The following is a 22201-nucleotide window of genomic DNA, read 5'->3' on the forward strand; positions in this document are numbered from 1 at the left end:
AAGAGATATTTGCAGTAACTATAACTACAGTACTTATTATCAATAGTAACATAAATATTTTACTGTTGTTGTTTTTCATATAATGCAATGACTTCAATGTTTTTTATCTAACTAATGATAATGTAAATTTCTAAAATTAATGCGACTTGGCTATCCGTAAAATTACGTATTTTAAAAAATTTAAAGCACTGATTATTAACAATTTAATTTTTTTAAAAATTTTAAAAAAATAAAAGCGCAATTTTTATGACTGCGCTTTCCCTCTTAGATACAAAAATTAAATTAATGCTATTCCCTTTTAAACAATAGACTTATTTATTAAATAGTAATCACTATTGAAGATTTAAGCTATCTAAACACTAAACTTGTTATTATCTTTTTGATTTGAAAAATAAAAGTCAATATATTTAATACAAAAACAAATATTAACTATTTCATTTATTGATAGTTACGTCTAATTTGTTTAACTTTTTAGATATAAGTATTTTTTATCGTAATCAATTACAGCCTTACCCTTTTTCAAAATATCTGCGCCAATAATACCATCAACGGCATCCGCTTCATGTATTAAAAACCCTTCATTAACATGGCTAAGATTAAACAAAACTAAAGCTAATCGACTATTTTTCCATTTACCAATTTTTATGGTGTTAGATTTTGATAATTGCGTAAGCATGTTAGAAGCACCAGCTCCAACTGCTTTTATTTCGGAGTCAATGACTTTTAAATTAAATTTTTCGATAGCCTCAAACCCAACACAACTACTAGACGCACCGGTATCAAGGATAAATCGACCAACAACGTTGTTTATTTTGGCTTTAATTTCAAAATGGTTGGTTTTGGTAAGTTTCAATTTTACTTTTGAATACCCTTTTTGAGCCATAAAATCTTTGAGTGCATCCATTTTTCTTCTTTATGTAAATATAAGCTTATAAACATTTATTTTTGTCATATGATTATAACAGATACACACACGCATTTATATAGCGAAGCTTTTGAAGAAGACCAAAGCGAAATGATTCAAAGAGCTATAGATGCTGGTGTATCACGTTTTTTTATTCCTGCAATTGATTCAAGTTATACCCAATCAATGTATGCGCTTGAGAAAAAATTTTCTGATAATGTGTATTTAATGATGGGTTTGCATCCAACTTCTGTAAAAGACAATTATACAGAAGAGTTGCAACATGTTGAAGAACAATTGGCAAGTCGAAATTTTTTTGCCATAGGTGAAATAGGAATAGATTTGTATTGGGACAAAAGCACCTTAGAGATTCAAATTGAAGCTTTTAAGCATCAAATTCAGCTTGCGAAAAAGCTTAAGCTTCCTATAGTTATTCACTGTCGTGAGGCGTTTGATGAAATTTTTCAAGTTTTAGAAGAAGAAAAGGGAGATGATTTGTACGGAATTTTTCACTGTTTTACGGGAAATTTAGAACAAGCACAAACAGCCATATCTTATAATATGAAATTAGGAATTGGTGGAGTTGTAACATTTAAAAACGGAAAAATTGACCAGTTTATTAATCAAATTGAATTAAAGCATATTGTTTTAGAAACAGATTCACCTTATCTAGCTCCAAAACCATATCGGGGCAAACGTAATGAGAGTGCTTATATATTAAAGGTGTTAGATAAATTATCTAAAATATATAATGTTTCAAAAGAAGAAATCGCCGAGATTACAACAGCAAACTCAAAAGCCGTTTTTGGTATTTAATAATTATGAACAAACCAAACATACTTTTAATATATACTGGCGGAACAATTGGAATGATTAAAGATTCCAAAACGGGTGCTTTAAGAGCATTTGATTTTAATAATTTGCTAAAACGAATTCCGGAGCTACGACTTATTGATTGCAAGATTGAAACCGTGTCCTTCGAAGAGCCGATTGACTCCTCTAACATGAATCCGACTTATTGGTGTCAAATTGCAGACATTATTAAAGAGTATTATGAAAAATTTGATGGTTTTGTAGTCTTACATGGAAGTGATACAATGAGCTATTCTGCTTCCGCTTTAAGTTTTATATTAGAAAATTTGGCAAAACCAGTCATTTTTACAGGTTCTCAACTTCCAATAGGTGACTTACGTACAGACGCCAAAGAAAACTTAATAACTTCTATTCAGTTAGCATCTTTGATGGATAATGGAGAATCTGTTGTTAGAGAAGTTGGTTTATATTTTGAATACAAATTATATAGAGGCAATAGAACCACCAAAATTAACGCTGAGCATTTTGAGGCCTTTGCCTCATTAAATTTTCCACACTTGGCTGAGTCAGGAGTACATCTTAATATTAATAAGCCCTATTTGCTAAAGCCAAATTTTAAAAAGACATTGAGTGTTAATAAAAAAATGGACACTAATGTAGCTATTTTAAAGCTGTTTCCTGGTATTTCTAAACCTATTCTAGAAGCTGTACTAACCAGCAAACTTATAAAAGGTTTAGTTTTAGAAACCTATGGTTCTGGAAATGCTACTACCGAAGATTGGTTTATTGCATTATTGCAAAAAGCCATAAAACGGGGCGTGTATATTATAAACGTAACACAATGTTCGGGTGGAAGTGTTATTATGGGGCAGTACGAAACCAGTTCTCAACTAAAAACTATAGGTGTTATCTCAGGAAAAAATCTTACTACAGAAGCTGCAATTACTAAATTAATGTATCTTATAGGTCAGGATATTAGTCCTTTAGAATTTAAGACTATTTTTGAAACTTCCTTACGCGGCGAATTGTCATAAAATTAACTTATCAAATTTTAGCGTTTGAAGTTTTTTTTGTTATTTGGCGTTCTGTAATTTTTAAGATTTACAGAGAGGTGGCCGAGTGGTCGAAGGCGCACGCCTGGAAAGTGTGTAAACGCCAAAAGCGTTTCGAGGGTTCGAATCCCTTCCTCTCTGCTGATATTTCTTATGCAGTTACATTATTTTTTTTATCTTTAACACTTTAACTAATAAAATTAAGATTCAAGACAATGAAAAGATTATTTTCTATCCTAGCCATTACATGTTTAATGGTTATCGGAACTGTTAACGCAAACGCAACAACAGCAGTAGCTTCAGCAACAACAGCCGTTGCAAATGTAGCCCAAGACGAAACTTCAGCAGATGGAGAAAATTTAGGGTTTCATCAAGAATTAAAAAAGAGATTTATTGAAGGTGGTCCTGGATTTATGGGGATTGTTTTATTATGTTTAATTCTTGGTTTAGCAATTGCTATAGAAAGAATTATCTTTTTAAACTTATCTACAACAAACACAAAAAAATTAACTCAAAATGTAGAAGATGCTTTAGCTTCTGGAGGAATTGAGGCAGCTAAGGAAGTTTGTAGAAACACTAAAGGACCTGTTGCATCTATCTTTTACCAAGGTTTAGACCGTGCAGACGAAGATATCGATGCTGCTGAAAAAGCAGTAGTTGCTTATGGTGGTGTACAAATGGGACAATTAGAGAAAAACGTTTCTTGGATTTCTTTATTTATCGCTTTAGCACCAATGCTTGGTTTCATGGGTACAGTAATTGGTATGATTCAAGCCTTTGATAAAATTGAAGCTGCAGGAGATATGCAACCTTCATTAGTAGCAGGTGGTATTAAAGTAGCACTTTTAACAACAGTATTTGGTCTTATTGTAGCTATCATCCTTCAAATTTTTTACAACTATATTATCGCAAAGATTGATAGTATTGTAAATGATATGGAAGACGCATCTATCACTTTGATGGATTTATTAGTAAGACACAAAAAATAAGAAATAGATATGCACAAAATATTAAAAATAGTAGCAGCCATTCTGGGTGTTCTTGGTATCGTTTTTTTGGTGCGAATTATCGCAGCCGGAGATGACGCTATTAAGAGTGGAGAAGCGGCTGGCTTAGTCGACCCGATGGCCTATGTGGCTTATGTAATGTTAGGTTTAGTGTTGCTTTTTGTAGTCATATTTGTAATTACAAATTTATTTACAAATACAGCAGGATTAAAAAACACATTAATAGGCGTAGGAGCTTTTGCAGCAGTATTAGTAATATCCTATGTTTTAGCGAATGGAGCAGATCAATCATTTGATTTAGGTTTATATAAATCTGGAGATGAGATGGCAACAGAAGGTCAATCTAAAATGGTAGGTGCAGGCTTAATAGCATTTTACGTATTATTAGGTGTTGCAGCAGTTTCAATGATTTTTTCAGGCGTAAAAAAAGTATTAACTAAATAGTAGAAATTATGGCAAAAAGAGCAGCACCAGAGGTTAATGCCGGTTCAATGGCTGACATTGCTTTCTTACTATTGATATTTTTCTTGGTAACTACGACTATCGAAAAAGATAAAGGTATCTTAAGAAGTTTACCTCCAATTGACGATTCTCAAACTGAACCTCCAATTATTAAGGAGCGAAATTTATTTACGGTTTTAGTAAACCGTGACGATAGATTGCTGGTTGAAGAAGAAGAAATGGACATTAAGGATTTAAGACAAGCCGCTATCGACTTCCTAGATAATGGAGGAGGTACAAATGCAGCAGGTGAAAGATGTGATTACTGTAAAGGCAAGCGTCTTAATACTGAACAGCATGGAGATAGAGCATCGTCTGATCACCCTGATAAAGCAATTATAACACTAAAACATGATCGCGAAACATCTTACGGTAGATATATCGAGGTACAAAACGAACTTGTTGCAGCTTATAATGAGCTAAGAGAAAGAGAAGCTCAGCGACTTTACAATCGTTCCTTTGCTTCTATGTTAGAAGAGAAAGAGAAAAATCAGTTTAGTAAGGATGAAAAACTTAATGAGCAGATTACCAGAATTAAGGATATGTTTCCTATGAAACTTTCGGAAGCAGAACCAGATAAAAACTAATAAGTATGTCTAAATTTAAGAAGAAAAAAGGTGGTGAATTACCGGCGATATCGACGGCATCTTTACCAGACATTGTATTTATGCTATTATTCTTTTTTATGGTGGCAACCGTGATGAGAGATAGTTCTACAATGGTAGAAAATACACTTCCGGTCGCAGACCAAATTGAGAAGCTTAAAAAAGACAGAACAATGTTTATCTATGCTGGTAAACCAAGTGAGCAATTCAAAAATTTAGGTACTGAAGCACGTATTCAAATCAATGACGCATTTGTTGATATTGATGCTATTCAACCTGCTGTTTTTGAATATATCGCTACGTTGCCTGAAGAACTTAAAGACCGTGTAGTTATTGCCTTTAAAGTAGATGAAAAAACAAATGCCGGAATCATATCTGACGTTAAGCAAGAGCTAAGAGAAGCAAATGCTTTAAAAATCATGTACATTACTGGTAAAAAAGCAGATGAATAATAAAATCTTAATTTACAAAAAGCGTTATGATATAATCATAACGCTTTTTTTTTGCCCAATAAATATTTAATTTTTATAGCTTTACGTAATGCGTTTATTCTTTAGCCTCATATCATTGTTTTTTGTTTTGTCTGGTCTAGCACAAGATAGTTTATCTGTAAGCATAGACACAAAATATAGAGAAGACCAATTTTACGCCTCTATTACTTATAACGCTTTACATAACAAACCGGATGGCATAAGTTCTACTGATTTATCTACTGGATTTCATCTTGGTTTTATTCGTGATATGCCAATTAATGAAAAACGAAATTGGGCAATAGGAGTTGGCTTAGGAGTATCATTAAATTCTTATAATCAAAATTTAGCAATCACTCAAAATGTAAACGGAACTCAGTTTAATAATAGTGATGCTATATTAACTGATGTATCAAAAAATAAATTTACCAACTATTTAATTGATTTGCCCATTGAATTTAGATGGCGTACATCAACACCAACTGATTATAAATTTTGGCGCATTTATTCAGGTATTAAAATTAGCTATCTTTTTTATAATTCATCTAGATTGGAAAGTAATACTCTAAGCCAAAACCTTTCAAATTTAGATGAATTTAATAAAATTCAGTATGGCTTAACGCTAAGTGCTGGTTATGGAACATGGAATTTTCAATTGTATTACGGCTTAAATCCAATATTTAATGATGATGCAAAATTAAATGGAGAATCTATAGATTTAAAGGCGCTACGAGTAGGTTTAATATTCTATATATTATAACCAAAATCTAAACAAAAATAGTTGCGGTATTATACCTATCAATAGCCCATAAAGTAACTCTGGGTATGTGTGTGCTTTTAAATATAATCTCGATGTTGCAATAGCTCCTAATAAAAATGCCATCATAGCAATAGTGCCATTTACGTTTATTTTAAAATGAAGACTTAGCAATACTGCAAACATAAAAAATCCACTAGCTGCTAGCATATGAATACTCGCTTTTGTCTTTAATAAAGTGAAAATAAAACAAAGTATTGTTGAGATTAAGACACCAATAAAAAAGAAATACAATTCTATTATTTCATCAGCAGGAAATATTTTTGAAATAACTAGGCTAATTATAAATGCATTAATTACTAATGGCAATTTTCGCTCTTCCGTAGATTTTAAATAGATACTATCTACCTTTTTAATTGTTTTGAGCAAAAAATAAACTAGTAGAGGAAGAATAATAGTAAGTAGCACAGTTGAAAATACTTTAGCATACTGAACAGGTTCTGGAATAAAACGGGGCGTTTTACTAAAATAAAAAAGCACGCCCAAAAGAGGCATTATCAAAGGATGAAAAACATACGATATACTTTTTAAGATAAAATTCATACAAGAATTTAAATCTTTTTACGCAATCGTGCCACAGGAATATCTAATTGCTCACGATATTTAGCAACAGTACGTCTTGCTATTGGATAGCCTTTTTCCTTTAAAATCTTTGCCAATTTATCGTCCGTTAGCGGTTTCTTTTTGTCTTCTTCTTCAATAACAGTTTCGAGAATTTTTTTAATTTCTCTTGTTGAAACTTCTTCACCTTGGTCATTGGTCATAGATTCCGAGAAAAACTCTTTAATTAGCTTTGTTCCATACGGTGTGTCTACATATTTGCTATTGGCCACACGGGAAACGGTAGATACATCCATTTCAATTTCATCGGCAATATCTTTAAGAATCATTGGCTTTAAATTACGCTCGTCACCTGTTAAAAAATATTCTTTTTGATAATGCATTATAGAACTCATAGTAACAAAAAGCGTTTGCTGGCGTTGTCTTACCGCCTCAATAAACCATTTTGCTGCGTCTAATTTTTGTTTTATAAACATTACAGCATCTTTCTGTGCTTTTGTTTTTTCCTTCGACTCTTTATAGCCTTTAAGCATATTATTGTAGCTACGAGAAACATGTAACTCTGGAGCGTTTCGGCCGTTAAGCGTTAATTCTAATTCGCCATCAACAATCCTAATAGCAAAATCTGGTACCACATGCTCTACCATACGGTTATTACCAGCGTAAGATCCGCCAGGTTTTGGATTTAAGTTTTCAATCTCACTAATAGCATCTTTAAGTTGCTCTTCGGTAATATTAAATTTTTGCATCAATTTTTTATAGTGCTTTTTAGTAAACTGATCAAAAGCATTATCTATAATTTTTGTTGCTAGCTCAACATCTGGATGTTGTTCTTTTCTGTGTAATTGAATGCTTAAACACTCTTGTAAATCTCTAGCGCCAACACCAGCTGGGTCTAATTGATGAACAATACCTAATACTTTTTCAACTTCTTCTTCAGTGGTGTAAACATTTTGAGTAAAAGCCAAATCATCAGTAATATCTGATAATGATCTACGTATGTAACCACTTTCATCTACACTACCTACCAAAAACTGAGCAATTTCGTACTCTTGGTCACTAAGTCTAAAAGTGTTAAGTTGAGTAATTAAATGCTGTGTAAAAGATGTTCCTGAGGCATATGGCACAGATTTTTCGTCATCATCAGCACTGTAATTATTGGCGTGTGTTCTGTAATCTGGAATTTCGTCATCACTTAGATATTCATCTACATTAATATCGCCTGCATCAATAGTATCATTGTCGTTGTAATCGTCATTTGAGTTGTCGAACTCATCAAACTCGTCCTTAGCTTCTTTTTCTTTTCCTGTATCTAATGCTGGGTTTTCTTCGAGCTCTTGCTTTAAACGTTGTTCAAAAGCTTGTGTAGGCAATTGTATCAGCTTCATGAGCTGAATTTGCTGAGGCGAAAGCTTCTGAGATAACTTAAATTGTAAGTATTGTTTTAGCATGGTTGATTGCAGGATTTAGTTAAAAATAAAAAAACAATCTAAAACTATACCGTTATTAGATTGTTTTATAAAAAAATTAATTTTTTTTCTGACTTAAAGCGAATTAAAATTCCGCATTTTGTGGTGTTCGTGGGTAAGGAATCACGTCTCTAATATTACTCATACCTGTTGCAAACATTACTAAACGCTCAAAACCAAGACCAAAACCAGAATGTACCGCAGTGCCGTATTTACGTAAATCTAGGTACCACCATAATTCTTCCTCAGGAATATCTAAAGCCGCCATTTTTTGTTTTAAAACTTCTAATCGTTCTTCACGCTGAGAACCACCGACAATTTCTCCAATACCAGGAAATAAAATATCCATGGCACGTACGGTTTTTTCGTCTTCGTTTAATCGCATGTAAAATGCCTTAATATTTGCAGGATAATCAAATAAAATAACAGGGCATTTAAAATGCTTTTCAACTAAGAAACGCTCGTGTTCAGACTGTAAATCTGCGCCCCATTCGTTAATAAGGTATTTAAATTTTTTCTTCTTATTTGGTTTGGAGTTTCTGAGAATATCAATTGCTTCAGTGTAGCTTACACGCTTAAAATTATTGTCGGTTACAAACTTTAATTTTTCAATAAGACGCATTTCGCTTCGCTCGGCTTGTGGCTTTGTCTTTTCGTCATTAAATAAACGCTCATCCAAGAATTCTAAATCTTCACGATTATGTTCTAAAACATAGCTAATTACCGATTTCATAAAATCTTCAGCTAAATCCATATTGCCTGCTAGGTCCATAAACGCCACTTCTGGCTCAATCATCCAAAATTCAGATAAATGACGAGAAGTGTTAGAGTTTTCAGCTCTGAACGTTGGGCCGAAAGTATATACTTTTCCTAAAGACATGGCGTAGGTTTCCGCTTCGAGTTGGCCGGAAACAGTCAAATTTGTTTCTTTTCCGAAAAAATCTTCCTTATAATTAACTTTTCCCTCTTTCGTAAGTGGCGGATTTTTTGCATCTAGATTGGTGACTCTAAACATTTCGCCTGCACCTTCAGCATCACTACCAGTTATAATCGGTGTGTGCATGTAGTAGAATCCGTTTTCATTAAAATACTTATGTATCGCAAAAGACAACGATGAACGCAGACGCATAACCGCGCTAAATGTGTTTGTGCGTGTGCGCAAGTGCGCGTTTTCTCTTAAAAATTCAAAAGAATGTTTTTTTGGTTGAATTGGATACGTTTCTGGGTCAGAATCTCCTAAAACTTCAAGTGAAGACACAACGATTTCTACCTTTTGTCCTTTACCTTGACTTTCTACCAAATCGCCATTAACTTCAATAGCAGCACCAGTAGTGATGCGCTTTAGTAATGCTTCATCAAAATTTTCAAAATCTACAACACATTGAATATTATTAATAGTCGAGCCATCATTTAAAGCAATAAAACGATTTGCTCTAAATGTACGAACCCAACCTTTAATTGTTACTTTTTGAAGTGTGATATCTTGATTTAATAATTCTGAAACGGATTTTGTATTCATTTGGAAAATCTATTTAATGTCTAATTTTAATTGTCTTTGCTATCATCATCCTCTTCTGGAATGATTTTTATAGATGGTTCTTTTAAAACCGTTTTATTTGCAATACTTCGCTCTAAAGATAACAATAGCGATGGCAATAATAACAAATTTGAAAGCATTGCGAATAATAATGTCGCAGAAACTAATCCACCAAGTGCTACTGTACCACCAAAACTTGAAATCATAAATACCGAAAAGCCAAAGAACAAAACAATAGACGTATAGAACATACTTACACCAGTTTCGCGCAATGCGGCATAAACGGATTTGCGGATTTTCCAATGGTTGGCTTGTAATTCTTGTCTGTATTTTGCCAAAAAGTGAATAGTATCATCTACCGAAATACCAAACGCTATACTAAATACCAAAATAGTAGATGGTTTTATTGGCACACCCAAATATCCCATTAAACCTGCTGTAACAAGTAACGGCAGTAAATTTGGTACAAGTGAAACCACAATCATTTTTATGGACCTAAACATATACGCCATAAATAATGAAATAAGAATTATGGCTAGTGTCAGCGATATAATAAGATTTCTAACTAAATATTTTGTTCCTTTTTGAAATACCAAAGCCTTACCTGTCATTGTTACTTCGTAACGTTCTTTAGGAAAAATTTTATCTATTTTAGTTTGTAGTGTTTCTTCGATACGTTCCATTTTGTCTGTACCAATATCTTTCATAAACGTGGTAATACGTGCGTATTGACCTGTGCTATCCACAAAGTTTTTTAATAAATCCACATCTGACGATGACTTCTTTACATAGCTACTAATAAACAAGTTCTCTTGGCTCGTTGGTAATTGGTAATATTTTGGATTTCCATTTGTGTAAGCTTGCTTCGCATATTTTACTAAACTTACAACAGACACTGGCCTTGATAATTCTGGAATTTCATCAATGAGTTCTTCAAGCTCATTCATGCGCTTTATGGTAGCCAACTTCATAACGCCTTTTTTGCGTTTAGTGTCTATCATAATTTCCAATGGCATGATGCCGTTGAATTCAGATTCAAAAAAGCGGATATCCCTAAAAAACTCCTTGTCTTTTGGCATATCTTCAATAAGACTTCCCGAAATTTCCATCTTATTAATACCAAGTAAACTTACAATTAACAAAATCAAAGCGGTGATGTAAATGGTAATTTTCCGATGTTTTACCATACGCTCCATCCAATCTACAAAACCGTTAATCCAACGTTTGTTTAAATGTTCTAAGTGTCGTGGTTTAGGATACGGTAAAAATGTATAAAGAATAGGAATGATGAGCAAACACAAAATAAAAATAGAAAGTATGCTAAGTGAAGCTACAATACCAAATTCTTTTAAAAGTTGACTTTCTGTAAAAATAAATGTTGCAAAACCCGATGCGGTTGTTACATTGGTCATTAACGTTGCATTACCAACTTTGGTTATGACGCGCTGAAGTGACTTTATTTTATTACCGTGCAGCTTAACCTCATGCTGGTATTTATTAATTAAGAAAATACAGTTAGGTATACCAATAACAATAATCAAAGGCGGAATTAATGCCGTAAGTACTGTAATTTCATATTTCAGTAATCCTAAAATCCCAAACGTCCACATTACACCAATACTTACTACAATAAGTGAAATAATGGTTGCTCTAAACGATCTAAAAAACAAAAAGAAAATGAGAGACGTAATCCCTAATGCAGCACCAATAAATAGACTTATTTCATCTACAATATTTTGAGCGTTAAGCGTACGAATGTATGGCATGCCAGACACGCGAACATCTAAATCTGTTTTAGTTTCAAAAATGTTTATTTCTTTTTGAAGAACATTGATAACAAAATCTTTTCGAGCTGAAGTGTTGACGATATCTTTTTTGAGATATACTGCAGTACGAATGGTTTTAGAATCTTTATTGAAAAGAAAATTATCATAAAAGGGATACTTTCTAAACAATTCATCTTGAAGAATATCTAATTGTTCAACAGATGAAATAGAATCTTTTATAAAAGGCTCTAAATCAAACTTTTGTTCTTCAGAATTTTTGATGAGTTTTTGTAAATCCTTAATCGAAATTACAGTTTCAACTTCCTCGTAAGTTTTAAAAGATTCTGATAGTTGGTTCCAGGCATTTAATTTTTCCACCGAAAACAATGTTGAATCTTTAACACCAAGAACTATTAGATTTCCTTCTTCGCCAAAAATTTCGAGAAATTCGTTATAGATTAAATTTACCTCATGGTCGTCTGGTAAAAGATTGGCCTCAGTATAGGTAAAGCGCATGTGCTTCCATTGCATACCAAAAAATATGGTGTACAAAACTACGGTAATGAGTATGGCAATTTTGTTACGCAAAATTAATCGTGCAACGGTTTCCCAAAACCCTTTTGTAAGAAGTTTAAACATGCAATTTTTATGAGCCGCAAAGTTAGAAAAAACCTAGCGAATCCCCGCTAAAATTATATTTTATTAATTGTTATTAAGGACTATAAAATCTAACCTTAAATAAATTGTAAAACCTATCTATTTGTTATTTTAATAATATGTTATGAAATACTGTTTTATATGTTTTTTATCTTGATATTAAATAGCTTTTTCTAATCAAGAATTCATTTTTATGGCTTGTAAGTATTTAATAGTTTTCTTTTTAACGTTTAGTGTTTTTTTGAATGCACAAAAAACTAATGACTATGAAAAAGTAGCATTAGCAGAAAAAATTTATTTACAACTAGACAATAGAGTATATAACTCTGATGCAACTATTTGGTTTAAAGCAATTCTTGCAAATGCGGCAACGCACAGTACAGAGCTTTCAAGTGGTGTTTTGTATGTTGATTTAATAAATTCTGATAGTGAAATCACCGAATCTAAAATCATTAAAGTTACCAACGGAATTGGTAACGGGTATTTTGATTTAGATAGGAGTTACAAAAGTGGCACTTATCAGATAAGAGCTTACACCGAATGGAACAAAAACTTTGATGATAATTTTATTACGAATGAAACAATTTCTATCGTTTCAGAAACGTCCATTAAGCCAAATAAAAATTCTGCAAATGAAGTTGACATAGCTAAGAATAAGTCAATAAACGAAGATTCAATTAATTTAAAATTTTTTCCTGAAGGAGGTAAAATTATAGCTAATCTTGATAATAGAATAGGTTTTAAGGCCACAAATAACTTTGCCAAAGGTATCGCAGTTGAAGGAGAAATTATTGACAAGAATGGTAAAACCATAATAAGATTTAAAAGCAATAGACTCGGTTTAGGCAGTTTTATTTTACCTAATGTTTCTGCATCCCAATCTTACCAAGCAAAACTTGAAAAAGCAAAAAAATCAGTTCTTTATCAATTACCTAGAATACATTCTGAAGGATATCAACTTTCTGTCGCTTCACGCAAAGACTTTGTCGTAGCAACCGTAAAACACAATACAGATTTTAATGCTAACATTAAACTTTCCATAAATCTTAGAGGAAAAACGTATTTTGAAAAGCAGGCAACTTTAATTGATGGAAGATATATTTTCACAGTACCAAAGACCCTTTTTCCTGAAGGTGTTTTAGAAATTAAATTACAAAATCAATCCGCTAAACCCATTGCAGAACGGCTCTTTTTTAATAATCGTAAATCTTACCGCTTAAACGTAGATGCAAAAATTGACATTAACAAAATATCAAAACGAGATAACCTCAATATTTTATTGAAAACAAAAAATAGCAGTGACTCGATTGTACCTTCAAATAGTTCTGTATTGGTTTTTGACAAGAATTTGTACGGCGAGTTTGAGGCAAATAGAGAAAACATATTAACCTATTTTTTACTAAGCTCTGATATTAAGGGAGAAATTGAGGCTGCATCAGATTATTTTAAAGAAGATTCAGATATAAATATTGACGATTTATTGCTTACTCAAGGCTGGAGAAATTATAAATACAACGCAGCATCAAAAAAGTTCCAGTATGTTATGGAAACAGGACTTCAACTCAAAGGCGTAATTAATAAAAAGAGTAACAGAGCTAAACGAAATAATATTGATATTATGCTAATGACCTTTGGAGATGATTCATCTGTTTACACTGGAAATGTGAGCGTTCCAAGTAATTTTAATTTTCAGATTGAAGATTTATATGGTGATGAAAGAAAATTAGTTTTGAAGCCTTCAGGAATTTCAGAGAAAGAAAGTCAATACTATAATATCTCTCTGACTAAGAAAGCAGGGTTAAAACCAGATTTTGTAAATGATGAAATTCAAAATTCATTAGTTGACAAGGATAGTTTAATAGATACAATAGTAAAAATAAAGCAAAATCAAAGGAGTATTGAAAACAAATATTATACAGATATTAATGGAGTTAATCAGTTAGATGAAGTGATTGTTGATGCATACAAGATGACACCTAAGCGAAAAGAAATGTTTGATAAATACGGTAAACCTGATGTTGTAATCGATGGAAAGGAGATTAACGAGAAGACCAAAAAATACTCTAGAGGATTATATAGTAACTTAATTGGTTTTCATGATAAAGTTCTTATTAGAAAAGATTCTCTTCGAAATTATTATGCTGAAACTACTAATGGAGGAAAAGGTCATGTAAATATGGTTATAGTAGATGGCATTCCCGTAAATAAAGATGATTATGAATCAATCCAATATATAAATCCTAAAGAAGTTACCAGTTTTGAAATAATAGACAATCCTTCAAAAGCAAGACAACTTCACGCCACAATTTATGGGTTTTATCCTTTTGGCGAATTTAAAGCCAGTATTATATCAATCTATACAAAAGCTGGTAAAGGACTTTATGGAGCTCTAGACATTGACCAAACATTAAATGTACAAACGATAAAAGCATTTTCAATTGAAAAAGAGTTTTACGTTCCAGATTACACAGATGCTACCGCAAGAAGTATTGCTGAGCCCGATTTTCGCTCTACCATCTACTGGAATCCAAATGTTGTAACTACAAACGGAGAATCACAAAGTATCAGTTTCAGTCACTCTGATGATGTTGGAGATTTTCTAGTAGTGATTGAGTCTATTAGTAAAGATGGAAAATTAGGATATAAAACTTTAGAATATAAAGTTATTGAAACTCAAGACTGATTTAAAGTGAAATGTTAAAAGTAAATTTAAAAGCTATATTATCTTCAAAAGTAGGCAAATGATAACTTCCATAGCGGTAAGCAAAACTTAAACCAAACGCCCAAATAAGCTTGTTGATTTCAAAACCAGACTCTGAGTATAATTGGTCTAAAGTACCAAAATCGATGCCTTGATGTTGGTCAATGCTTCGCATATTACCTATGGCATGTCTAGTAATTAAAACCATTTGCGGTTGGTAACGTTGAGTGATTTTAAAAGGTTTTAAATAATGCTTTACTTGAAATGTCACAAACCTATCGCTAAAAAATTCATTAAAAAACATGGTTTCAAAACTATTGAGACCAGCAACAGAGAATCGTTGCAAAATTTTTGTTTTTCGGATATTATTTGGAGATGCGTGGTATAAATGTGTTAATGGAATTTCGCCTTCTGCCATACCTGCTAAAAGACTTAATCGTGTAAAATTATCTTTTGCGTATTGAATTTCATGAATAGTTCTAAAGTCAATTTTTGTAAAATTAAAATCGCTATTAAAAACATCTGAAACACTTTTGGTAACTTGTGCTGTAAATTTTGGAAATCCACTTTTGGTTTCTACAACCAATCGGTCAACCACTTCAAACTTGCTAAATGGACTCCATTGTAAACTCAATTGTGATGTTGATAAGTTGAAGGTGTTAAAAACCTCATCATTAACAATATAATTGTATGTATAAGTTGGGTTTATGCGACTTACAGAAAACTCAGTTTCAGACAATAAGTGGTTTGATATTCGGTGCTGTAGTGACACAGATTTTGTAATGTGTCTGTGGAATAAATCGATGTTTAGCAATCGTGGTTCAAAAAATGAAAAGAAACGTTTGTCCGTTAAAAATTTAGAGCTTCCTGTTTCTTGTAAATCATCGGTGTAAGATAAGTTTACCCAAGTATCAGATTTTTCATCGATTCTAAAACCACCTCCAATACTATATTTTGAGGTTTTGTCTTTAAAACCATAAACTAAATAACCGTCGACACGGTATTTCTCCGAAAAGCCGTCATTGGTAATTCCACCGAGTCCTGTCCTTAATCCTTCAAACTGATTAAATTTTATAAGGTATCTTAAATCGAAATTAAAATATTTTGTCGGAAAATAGCCTAAGCCAATATTTTCTAAAAATACTTTTTTACGAAGCGAATCTTTAACCTGTGTTTTGGTTGTGGCTTTTGAGGTTGAATCTATTTCAATTTGCGAAAAAGCACAAAGCGATATGCAAATAAAAAAAACTGCAATACTGTGCTTTAGCATATTTATTTTTTAAAGCGATTTTAGAAAAAAATGACTTACACTGTCATAATTTCCTCTTCTTTAACGCTATAGATTTTATCTACCTTATCAACGTATTTATTCGTTAATTCTTGTACATCAATTTCTGCATTTTTCTGCAAATCTTCAGAAACATCTGCATTTTTGATATCATTATTAGCGTCTTTACGTGCGTTTCTGATGCCAATTTTGGCGTCCTCAGCTTCTGCCTTTGCTTGCTTTGCCAACTCTTTACGACGTTCCTCAGTTAATGGTGGTACGTTAATAATAATAGTATCACCATTGTTCATAGGGTTAAATCCAAGGTTAGAAATCATGATGCCACGCTCAATTTCTTGAAGCATAGATTTCTCCCAAGGCTGTACTGTTATTGTACGACCATCTGGCGTGTTAACATTGGCAACTTGGCTCAATGGTGTTTGAGAACCGTAATAATCTACCATGACGCTTCCTAACATGGCAGGACTTGCTTTACCAGCTCTAATATTTACAAACTGCTTTTCTAGGTGCTTAATTGCAGCATCCATTGCTTCTTTTGTACTGTCTAATATAAATTGAATTTCTTCCATAGTGTTAATAGTTTATTGGGCTATTATCAAAATTTCTGCCAAACTTAAACGTTGACTTGTGTTCCTATTTTTTCTCCAGAAATTAGCTTAAGTAAGTTTCCTTTTTTGTTCATATCAAAAACTATAATCGGGAGTTCATTTTCTTGGCTTAAGGTAAAGGCTGTGGTGTCCATAACCTTTAATCCTTTTTGTAATACGTCTTCAAAGGAAATGAAATCAAATTTTACAGCATCAGTATCTTTTTCTGGGTCTGCCGTATAAATACCATCAACGCGCGTGCCCTTTAAAATCACATCTGCTTCAATTTCAATAGCTCTTAAAACAGCTGCTGAATCTGTTGTGAAATAAGGGTTACCTGTACCGCCACCAAAAATAACAACACGTCCTTTTTGTAAATGTCGCATGGCTTTACGACGAATAAAAGGTTCTGCCACTTCATTAATTTTTATAGCTGTTTGTAATCTGGTTGGTATACCAGCATCTTCTAAAGCACTTTGTAAAGCTAAACCGTTAATTACAGTAGCAAGCATTCCCATATGGTCACCTTGTACACGATCCATGCCGTTACTTGCACCAGCAACACCTCTAAAAATATTTCCGCCACCAATGACGATAGCAACTTGTACACCTAAATTTGTAACGGCTTTAATGTCTTGGGCATATTCTGCCAAACGCTCTGGGTCAATACCGTATTGGCGATTGCCCATTAAGGCTTCACCAGATAATTTTAGAAGTATTCTTTTGAATTTCATTAGTCTTTTTGAAAGTTTAACAAAGCTACATAAATATTACTAGGATTGAAAGTATAATCTGTATGTCGAATTTAAAATAATTCAAAAAAAAACCTTCAGAATAAAACTGAAGGTTTTTCGAAATATATATTAAGATATAAAATATTTATCCTACTGAAGCACGCTTAAAATCAACAACTTCAACGTCACCATAAGTAGCTACGTACTGTGCAACAGTTTTCTTATCGTCTTTTATAAAGTCTTGGTCTAATAAACATTGCTCTTTATCTAAAGTGGTGTTATCAGAAATAAAACGTTCCATTTTACCTGGTAAAATTCTATCCCAAATTTGCTCTGGCTTACCTTCAGCTTTTAATTCTGCTTTTGCAGCTTCTTCAGCTTCAGCTAAAACTTCGTCAGATAACTGAGACATAGAGATGTATTTTGGTACATTTTTTAATGTTTTACCTAAACGGCCTAACTCGATGTTATCTTTTTCAATCACTGCGATACGTGCTTCAGTTTCTGATGCTACGTAAGCTGGGTCAAAATCTTTGTAAGATAAAGTTGTTGCACCCATTGATGCCGCTTGCATTGCTAAATCTTTACCTAAAGTTTCAACGTTATCTACTTTTGCAGATAAACCAACAATGGCAGCAATTTTGTTAATATGTACGTAAGAACCAACATAAGGAGCTTCTACAACTTCAAAAGCGTTAATGTCTAGTTTTTCACCAATAACACCAGTTTGCTCAACTAATTTTTCAGCAACTGTCATTCCATCAAAATCCGCAGCTAAAAATTCTTCTTTAGAGTTATAGTTTAATGCAATGTCTCCTAGGTCACTAGCTAATTTTAAGAAGTTTTTGTTTTTACCAACGAAATCAGTTTCGCAACCTAATACTAATGCAATACCTTTAGTTTGGTCTGCATTAATTTTTGCCACAGCTGCACCTTCAGAAGATTCTCTGTCTGCTCTTTTTGCTGCTACTTTTTGACCTTTTTTACGTAAAACTTCAATGGCTTTGTCAAAATCTCCACCAGCTTCCACTAATGCTTTTTTACAATCCATCATACCTGCACCAGTTGCTTGTCTAAGCTTATTAACTTCTGCTGCTGTAATTTTCACTGTGTTTTCCATAGTATATTAAAATTTGAAAAAGTCGCTTAATTGTTTTCAGTATTGAAAAGAATTAAACGACCTTAACTATTGTATAATTCTTTATTTATTCTTCTTCTTGAGCTGCTACTGGTGCTGCTGCTTTCTTTTCAGCTTTTTTCTCAGCTTTTGGAGCAGCTGCTTTCGCATCTTTATCCTCTTTTTCAGCTTTTCTTTCGTTTAATCCGTCTGCTACTGCAGAAGTTACGATTGATAAAACTTTATCGATAGATTTAGAAGCATCATCATTTGCAGGGATTAAATAATCAACCTCGCGTGGATCAGAGTTTGTATCTACCATTGCAAAGATTGGGATGTTTAATTTTTGCGCTTCTTTAATTGCAATATGCTCACGCATAATATCTACAACAAACAATGCACCTGGCAAACGCGTCATATCAGAAATAGAACCTAAATTCTTCTCTAATTTAGCACGCTGACGGTCTACTTGTAAACGCTCTTTTTTAGAAAGAGAGTTAAATGTACCGTCTTTTTTCATTCTGTCAATCATTGCCATTTTCTTAACAGCTTTACGGATAGTTACAAAGTTTGTTAACATTCCGCCTGGCCATCTTTCAGTAATGTAAGGCTGATTTACAGCGCCTGCTTTTTCAGCAACGATGTCTTTTGCTTGTTTTTTTGTAGCTACAAATAAGATTTTCTTTCCTGAAGCAGCGATTTTTTTCATCGCTTCAGCAGTTTCGTTAATCTTTGCTGCAGTTTTGTAAAGGTTAATGATATGGATGCCGTTACGCTCCATATAAATGTATGGAGCCATGTTTGGGTTCCATTTACGTGTTAGGTGACCGAAGTGTACACCTGCTTCAAGTAATTCTTTTACTTCTACTTTTTCCATTTTTGTAATAGTTTACGTTCTGTTAATTAGCAATGGTTAAGTGGTTGCTTACGCTCGCCAAAACCATTTAGATGCTAAACTTTTAATCTGAACTCGTTTCAGATTTTTAATAATTGAATCTTACAAAAAGATTCTTAAAAAATAATATCCAGAACCTGCCAAAGCAGATTCTGAATAAAATAGATTGTTGGATATTAACGTTTCGAGAACTGGAATTTTTTACGCGCTTTCTTCTGTCCGAATTTTTTACGCTCTACCATTCTTGGATCTCTAGTTAATAGACCTTCTGGCTTTAATATTGCTCTGTTTTCTGGGTCTAACTCGCACATTGCACGAGAAAGTCCTAAACGTATTGCTTCTGCCTGGCCGGTGATTCCACCTCCATATACGTTAACAGTAATATCAAAGTTGCCATCATTGTTAGTCATGACTAAAGGCTGGTTTACTTTATACTGAAGTGTTCCAGTAGTAAAGTAATCCGTCATGTCTTTTTTGTTTACCGTGATTTTGCCTTTTCCTTTAGCAAGGTACACACGGGCAACAGCCGTCTTTCTACGGCCGATTTTGTGAATTACTTCCATTAGTTAATTTCGTTTAAATTAATTGCTTTTGGCTTTTGGGCAGCGTGCGCGTGCTCTGTACCAGAAACAACAGTTAAATTTCTAAAAAGAACTGCTCCTAACTTGTTTTTAGGTAACATTCCTTTTACTGACTTTTCTACTAATCTGCTTGGGTCTTTGTCAAACAACTCAGTAGCTGTCAGGCTTCTTTGTCCACCTGGATAACCTGTGTGACGGATATAACTTTTATCTGTCCATTTGTTACCAGTTAAGTTGATTTTTTCTGCATTAACAACAATTACATTGTCACCGCAATCAACGTGTGGCGTAAAATTAGGTTTGTGCTTACCTCTTAAAAGTATTGCTACTCTTGAAGCTAAGCGACCTAAAGTTTGTCCTTCAGCATCGACTAAAACCCACTCCTTATTAACGGTAGCTTTGTTAGCAGAAACTGTTTTGTAGCTTAATGTATCCACACTAATTTGATTTATTTTGCACCAATACGGTACAATTGATTAAACATTCCTCTTCCGAAAAAGAGTTTGCAAATTTACGATAACTTATTGGATTGGCAAACCTTAGCTAATATTTTTTTAGATTGATAATCAGCTACTTTTCTAATTAAATTTAGAACTTATTTATATTAAAGCATTTTTGCGTATTTCATCAAGTTCATTGGCAGTAAAAACTTCAGCTTCGTAAAGCTTTACAAATTCGTCAGTAACGGAAGCATCAAACAAAATAAGGTCGTCTGTATTTATTGTAAGCTTAATACCATTATCGTATAACTTGCGTAGTGGATGTTGGCGTATATCTTTTACAGCGCCAAGGAGTAGGTTACTGGACGGACAAACGTTTAATCTAATATTGTGTCTTGCAATTAAATCCATAGTTTCTTGAGAATCTACGGCACGTATTCCATGTTGCAGTTCATCTGGGATAAATAAATTTATGGTATGATTGATACTTTTATAATCTGAAAACTCCCCAATATGAACCTTTGTCTTTAAACCTAAATCTTTTGCTTTTTTATAGAAATCGACGAATGGATTTAAATCTTTTCCAACTTCTTGACCGTATAAATCAACGCCACTAAATACACCACTTTTGATGCATTTAATACCGTTGATATACACTTTTTCAATTTCTAAATCTTTATTTATACCTAAGTCTGGTCTAAAATCTATTTGGTCTTTGAATTTATCTTTTAAATTTTTAGTAACATCAATAACAGTATCTACGCTATCGTCAAAAAATCGAGATAAGTTTAAATCTACACTCGCTTCGAGCAGAGTTACATTATCATCAATAGCACTTTGTACGGCAATTTCCATGAAATTCTTTACGTCTTCACCTTTTACCATTATTGTATTAAGATGTCCGTATATAAAATCTATCATTCCCGTTAAGCCGTCGTATGTTTTTGGGAAATTTAAATTAGCATCAGGATATTTTTCCTTAAATCTTTTTTGAGAACCTGCTAAATGCAAATGGCTGTGTACATCACCTTTTGGAAGTTTATAAATTTTATCTCTAAATTGATTAGCCGTCATATTTATAAGTTTAAAAAAGTACCGAAAGCGCGCTTGTAACAATTATAACTAGTAACAACGCAAGTCCGTAAGCCAAAAAACGAAGCGACTTATTTACGTACTTAAACTTTGTAGCGGTAATTTTTGCATGAATGTAAACTTGCTGTCCGAGTTGCTCGTAACGTTTTTCAATATCTACAGCAGTATCATAAAAAGTTTGAGAAAAATCATCAACATCTCCAAATTTTGAAATTATATCTCCGAAGAAAAACACATTTGAATCGTATTTTTTTTCTATCCTCGGAATAAAACTACGAACACTGTAATAAATGGAAATCACAGTAGTTAAAAACCATAAAATCAAGAGAATATACATAATCCAGTCATAAGACATGTATTGCATCGTCGTATCTATTTTTTTATAAACAAAGTTGAGCAGAATACCATAAAATGATAAAATTAAACCAGCTTTAAGTTCAGATGCTTTTATAAGATTTGTATGATGTTTTAAAGTATGCCAATAGTGAAATGCTAAATCGTTAGTTTTCGGAATATCTACATCATCAGGAGTTTTTATTTTCTTATTCGGAATATTTTTAGACATTACTTTTATAAAGTTTGAGCTAAAAATACTGTTTTTTAGTGA

The 22201-nt window shown here is 32.9% G+C and carries 22 protein-coding genes and 1 tRNA gene; 9 read left to right on the forward strand and 14 right to left on the reverse strand.

What is annotated here, in order from left to right:
* Nucleotides 1-463: 463 nt before the first annotated feature.
* The gene (locus tag ACFQ1Q_RS06325; protein ID WP_386129091.1) at nucleotides 464-904 is read right to left on the reverse strand and encodes a retropepsin-like aspartic protease; all 441 of its coding nucleotides are present in this window, start codon (nucleotides 902-904) and stop codon (nucleotides 464-466) included.
* Nucleotides 905-952: 48 nt separating this feature from the next.
* Between ACFQ1Q_RS06325 and ACFQ1Q_RS06330 the strand changes: the two genes are divergently transcribed.
* The 8 genes from ACFQ1Q_RS06330 (at nucleotide 953) to ACFQ1Q_RS06365 (ending at nucleotide 6112) form a co-directional block, all read left to right on the forward strand.
* Nucleotides 953-1720, forward strand: a complete 768-nt coding sequence (locus ACFQ1Q_RS06330) for a TatD family hydrolase (protein ID WP_386129093.1) — start codon at nucleotides 953-955, stop codon at nucleotides 1718-1720.
* A gap of 5 nt (nucleotides 1721-1725) precedes the next feature.
* Nucleotides 1726-2751, forward strand: coding sequence for an asparaginase (locus tag ACFQ1Q_RS06335; protein WP_386129095.1), 1026 nt, complete (start codon nucleotides 1726-1728; stop codon nucleotides 2749-2751).
* Between the two features lie 71 nt (nucleotides 2752-2822).
* Nucleotides 2823-2910 (forward strand) — tRNA-Ser (locus ACFQ1Q_RS06340).
* 74 nt (nucleotides 2911-2984) lie between these two features.
* Nucleotides 2985-3758 carry a MotA/TolQ/ExbB proton channel family protein gene (locus tag ACFQ1Q_RS06345; RefSeq protein ID WP_386129097.1) on the forward strand — a complete coding sequence of 258 codons (774 nt, stop codon included), beginning with the start codon at nucleotides 2985-2987 and terminating at the stop codon, nucleotides 3756-3758.
* 9 nt (nucleotides 3759-3767) lie between these two features.
* Nucleotides 3768-4220 (forward strand): hypothetical protein, encoded by a 453-nt coding sequence (locus ACFQ1Q_RS06350; RefSeq protein WP_386129099.1) that lies wholly within the window; start codon nucleotides 3768-3770, stop codon nucleotides 4218-4220.
* A gap of 8 nt (nucleotides 4221-4228) precedes the next feature.
* Nucleotides 4229-4864 (forward strand): ExbD/TolR family protein, encoded by a 636-nt coding sequence (locus ACFQ1Q_RS06355; protein WP_386129101.1) that lies wholly within the window; start codon nucleotides 4229-4231, stop codon nucleotides 4862-4864.
* A 5-nt stretch (nucleotides 4865-4869) separates the two neighbouring features.
* On the forward strand, nucleotides 4870-5334 hold the full coding sequence (locus ACFQ1Q_RS06360; protein WP_386129103.1) for an ExbD/TolR family protein: 465 nt from the start codon (nucleotides 4870-4872) through the stop codon (nucleotides 5332-5334).
* A gap of 88 nt (nucleotides 5335-5422) precedes the next feature.
* A complete protein-coding gene (locus tag ACFQ1Q_RS06365; protein WP_386129105.1) occupies nucleotides 5423-6112 on the forward strand; it encodes a porin family protein in 690 nt (229 codons plus the stop codon).
* Here the strand turns inward: ACFQ1Q_RS06365 and ACFQ1Q_RS06370 are convergent.
* The 4 genes from ACFQ1Q_RS06370 to ACFQ1Q_RS06385 form a co-directional block, all read right to left on the reverse strand.
* Nucleotides 6107-6712: a hypothetical protein gene (locus ACFQ1Q_RS06370; RefSeq protein ID WP_386129107.1), complete on the reverse strand. Its 606-nt coding sequence runs from the start codon at nucleotides 6710-6712 to the stop codon at nucleotides 6107-6109. The genes ACFQ1Q_RS06365 and ACFQ1Q_RS06370 overlap by 6 nt on opposite strands.
* Nucleotides 6713-6720: 8 nt before the next feature.
* Complete coding sequence (gene rpoN / locus ACFQ1Q_RS06375; RefSeq protein WP_386129109.1) at nucleotides 6721-8181, reverse strand: RNA polymerase factor sigma-54; 1461 nt, start codon at nucleotides 8179-8181, stop codon at nucleotides 6721-6723.
* A 103-nt stretch (nucleotides 8182-8284) separates the two neighbouring features.
* Nucleotides 8285-9718, reverse strand: coding sequence for an asparagine--tRNA ligase (gene asnS, locus ACFQ1Q_RS06380; RefSeq protein ID WP_386129112.1), 1434 nt, complete (start codon nucleotides 9716-9718; stop codon nucleotides 8285-8287).
* A 26-nt stretch (nucleotides 9719-9744) separates the two neighbouring features.
* Complete coding sequence (locus ACFQ1Q_RS06385; protein ID WP_386129114.1) at nucleotides 9745-12141, reverse strand: efflux RND transporter permease subunit; 2397 nt, start codon at nucleotides 12139-12141, stop codon at nucleotides 9745-9747.
* Between the two features lie 211 nt (nucleotides 12142-12352).
* On the opposite strand from ACFQ1Q_RS06385, the gene ACFQ1Q_RS06390 reads away from it, so the two are divergent.
* Entirely contained in the window at nucleotides 12353-14842 is a 2490-nt protein-coding gene (locus ACFQ1Q_RS06390; protein WP_386129116.1) for a hypothetical protein, read from the forward strand.
* A gap of 1 nt (nucleotide 14843) precedes the next feature.
* Here the strand turns inward: ACFQ1Q_RS06390 and ACFQ1Q_RS06395 are convergent, their stop codons facing one another.
* The 9 genes from ACFQ1Q_RS06395 to ACFQ1Q_RS06435 all read right to left on the reverse strand — a co-directional run bounded on the left by ACFQ1Q_RS06395 (nucleotide 14844) and on the right by ACFQ1Q_RS06435 (nucleotide 22159).
* On the reverse strand, nucleotides 14844-16130 hold the full coding sequence (locus ACFQ1Q_RS06395) for a hypothetical protein (protein ID WP_386129118.1): 1287 nt from the start codon (nucleotides 16128-16130) through the stop codon (nucleotides 14844-14846).
* Nucleotides 16131-16165: 35 nt separating this feature from the next.
* Entirely contained in the window at nucleotides 16166-16717 is a 552-nt protein-coding gene (gene frr / locus ACFQ1Q_RS06400; protein ID WP_386129120.1) for a ribosome recycling factor, read from the reverse strand.
* 44 nt (nucleotides 16718-16761) lie between these two features.
* The gene (gene pyrH, locus ACFQ1Q_RS06405) at nucleotides 16762-17469 is read right to left on the reverse strand and encodes a UMP kinase (RefSeq protein ID WP_386129122.1); all 708 of its coding nucleotides are present in this window, start codon (nucleotides 17467-17469) and stop codon (nucleotides 16762-16764) included.
* Between the two features lie 145 nt (nucleotides 17470-17614).
* The gene (tsf, locus tag ACFQ1Q_RS06410) at nucleotides 17615-18589 is read right to left on the reverse strand and encodes a translation elongation factor Ts (protein ID WP_386129124.1); all 975 of its coding nucleotides are present in this window, start codon (nucleotides 18587-18589) and stop codon (nucleotides 17615-17617) included.
* An 85-nt stretch (nucleotides 18590-18674) separates the two neighbouring features.
* A complete protein-coding gene (gene rpsB / locus ACFQ1Q_RS06415) occupies nucleotides 18675-19463 on the reverse strand; it encodes a 30S ribosomal protein S2 (protein WP_386129126.1) in 789 nt (262 codons plus the stop codon).
* 194 nt (nucleotides 19464-19657) lie between these two features.
* A complete protein-coding gene (gene rpsI / locus ACFQ1Q_RS06420; protein WP_386129128.1) occupies nucleotides 19658-20044 on the reverse strand; it encodes a 30S ribosomal protein S9 in 387 nt (128 codons plus the stop codon).
* Nucleotides 20044-20499, reverse strand: coding sequence for a 50S ribosomal protein L13 (gene rplM, locus ACFQ1Q_RS06425; RefSeq protein ID WP_386129130.1), 456 nt, complete (start codon nucleotides 20497-20499; stop codon nucleotides 20044-20046). Before rplM ends, rpsI begins: the two co-directional genes overlap by 1 nt.
* A 162-nt stretch (nucleotides 20500-20661) precedes the next feature.
* Nucleotides 20662-21576 carry a hypothetical protein gene (locus ACFQ1Q_RS06430; RefSeq protein WP_386129132.1) on the reverse strand — a complete coding sequence of 305 codons (915 nt, stop codon included), beginning with the start codon at nucleotides 21574-21576 and terminating at the stop codon, nucleotides 20662-20664.
* A 10-nt stretch (nucleotides 21577-21586) separates the two neighbouring features.
* Nucleotides 21587-22159 (reverse strand): Pycsar system effector family protein, encoded by a 573-nt coding sequence (locus ACFQ1Q_RS06435; RefSeq protein WP_386129134.1) that lies wholly within the window; start codon nucleotides 22157-22159, stop codon nucleotides 21587-21589.
* Nucleotides 22160-22201 lie beyond the last annotated feature (42 nt).

Origin of the sequence: Winogradskyella litorisediminis, assembly GCF_042675765.1 — a bacterium.
Lineage (GTDB): Bacteria > Bacteroidota > Bacteroidia > Flavobacteriales > Flavobacteriaceae > Winogradskyella > Winogradskyella litorisediminis.

What these genes read in the sequence shown, in the direction of transcription:
- ACFQ1Q_RS06325 (WP_386129091.1), bottom strand. Translation starts at nt 904, where the DNA reads ATGGATGCACTCAAAGATTTTATGGCTCAAAAAGGGTATTCAAAAGTA.
- ACFQ1Q_RS06330 (WP_386129093.1), top strand. Translation starts at nt 953, where the DNA reads ATGATTATAACAGATACACACACGCATTTATATAGCGAAGCTTTTGAA.
- ACFQ1Q_RS06335 (WP_386129095.1), top strand. Translation starts at nt 1,726, where the DNA reads ATGAACAAACCAAACATACTTTTAATATATACTGGCGGAACAATTGGA.
- ACFQ1Q_RS06345 (WP_386129097.1), top strand. Translation starts at nt 2,985, where the DNA reads ATGAAAAGATTATTTTCTATCCTAGCCATTACATGTTTAATGGTTATC.
- ACFQ1Q_RS06350 (WP_386129099.1), top strand. Translation starts at nt 3,768, where the DNA reads ATGCACAAAATATTAAAAATAGTAGCAGCCATTCTGGGTGTTCTTGGT.
- ACFQ1Q_RS06355 (WP_386129101.1), top strand. Translation starts at nt 4,229, where the DNA reads ATGGCAAAAAGAGCAGCACCAGAGGTTAATGCCGGTTCAATGGCTGAC.
- ACFQ1Q_RS06360 (WP_386129103.1), top strand. Translation starts at nt 4,870, where the DNA reads ATGTCTAAATTTAAGAAGAAAAAAGGTGGTGAATTACCGGCGATATCG.
- ACFQ1Q_RS06365 (WP_386129105.1), top strand. Translation starts at nt 5,423, where the DNA reads ATGCGTTTATTCTTTAGCCTCATATCATTGTTTTTTGTTTTGTCTGGT.
- ACFQ1Q_RS06370 (WP_386129107.1), bottom strand. Translation starts at nt 6,712, where the DNA reads ATGAATTTTATCTTAAAAAGTATATCGTATGTTTTTCATCCTTTGATA.
- rpoN (WP_386129109.1), bottom strand. Translation starts at nt 8,181, where the DNA reads ATGCTAAAACAATACTTACAATTTAAGTTATCTCAGAAGCTTTCGCCT.
- asnS (WP_386129112.1), bottom strand. Translation starts at nt 9,718, where the DNA reads ATGAATACAAAATCCGTTTCAGAATTATTAAATCAAGATATCACACTT.
- ACFQ1Q_RS06385 (WP_386129114.1), bottom strand. Translation starts at nt 12,141, where the DNA reads ATGTTTAAACTTCTTACAAAAGGGTTTTGGGAAACCGTTGCACGATTA.
- ACFQ1Q_RS06390 (WP_386129116.1), top strand. Translation starts at nt 12,353, where the DNA reads ATGGCTTGTAAGTATTTAATAGTTTTCTTTTTAACGTTTAGTGTTTTT.
- ACFQ1Q_RS06395 (WP_386129118.1), bottom strand. Translation starts at nt 16,130, where the DNA reads ATGCTAAAGCACAGTATTGCAGTTTTTTTTATTTGCATATCGCTTTGT.
- frr (WP_386129120.1), bottom strand. Translation starts at nt 16,717, where the DNA reads ATGGAAGAAATTCAATTTATATTAGACAGTACAAAAGAAGCAATGGAT.
- pyrH (WP_386129122.1), bottom strand. Translation starts at nt 17,469, where the DNA reads ATGAAATTCAAAAGAATACTTCTAAAATTATCTGGTGAAGCCTTAATG.
- tsf (WP_386129124.1), bottom strand. Translation starts at nt 18,589, where the DNA reads ATGGAAAACACAGTGAAAATTACAGCAGCAGAAGTTAATAAGCTTAGA.
- rpsB (WP_386129126.1), bottom strand. Translation starts at nt 19,463, where the DNA reads ATGGAAAAAGTAGAAGTAAAAGAATTACTTGAAGCAGGTGTACACTTC.
- rpsI (WP_386129128.1), bottom strand. Translation starts at nt 20,044, where the DNA reads ATGGAAGTAATTCACAAAATCGGCCGTAGAAAGACGGCTGTTGCCCGT.
- ACFQ1Q_RS06430 (WP_386129132.1), bottom strand. Translation starts at nt 21,576, where the DNA reads ATGACGGCTAATCAATTTAGAGATAAAATTTATAAACTTCCAAAAGGT.
- ACFQ1Q_RS06435 (WP_386129134.1), bottom strand. Translation starts at nt 22,159, where the DNA reads ATGTCTAAAAATATTCCGAATAAGAAAATAAAAACTCCTGATGATGTA.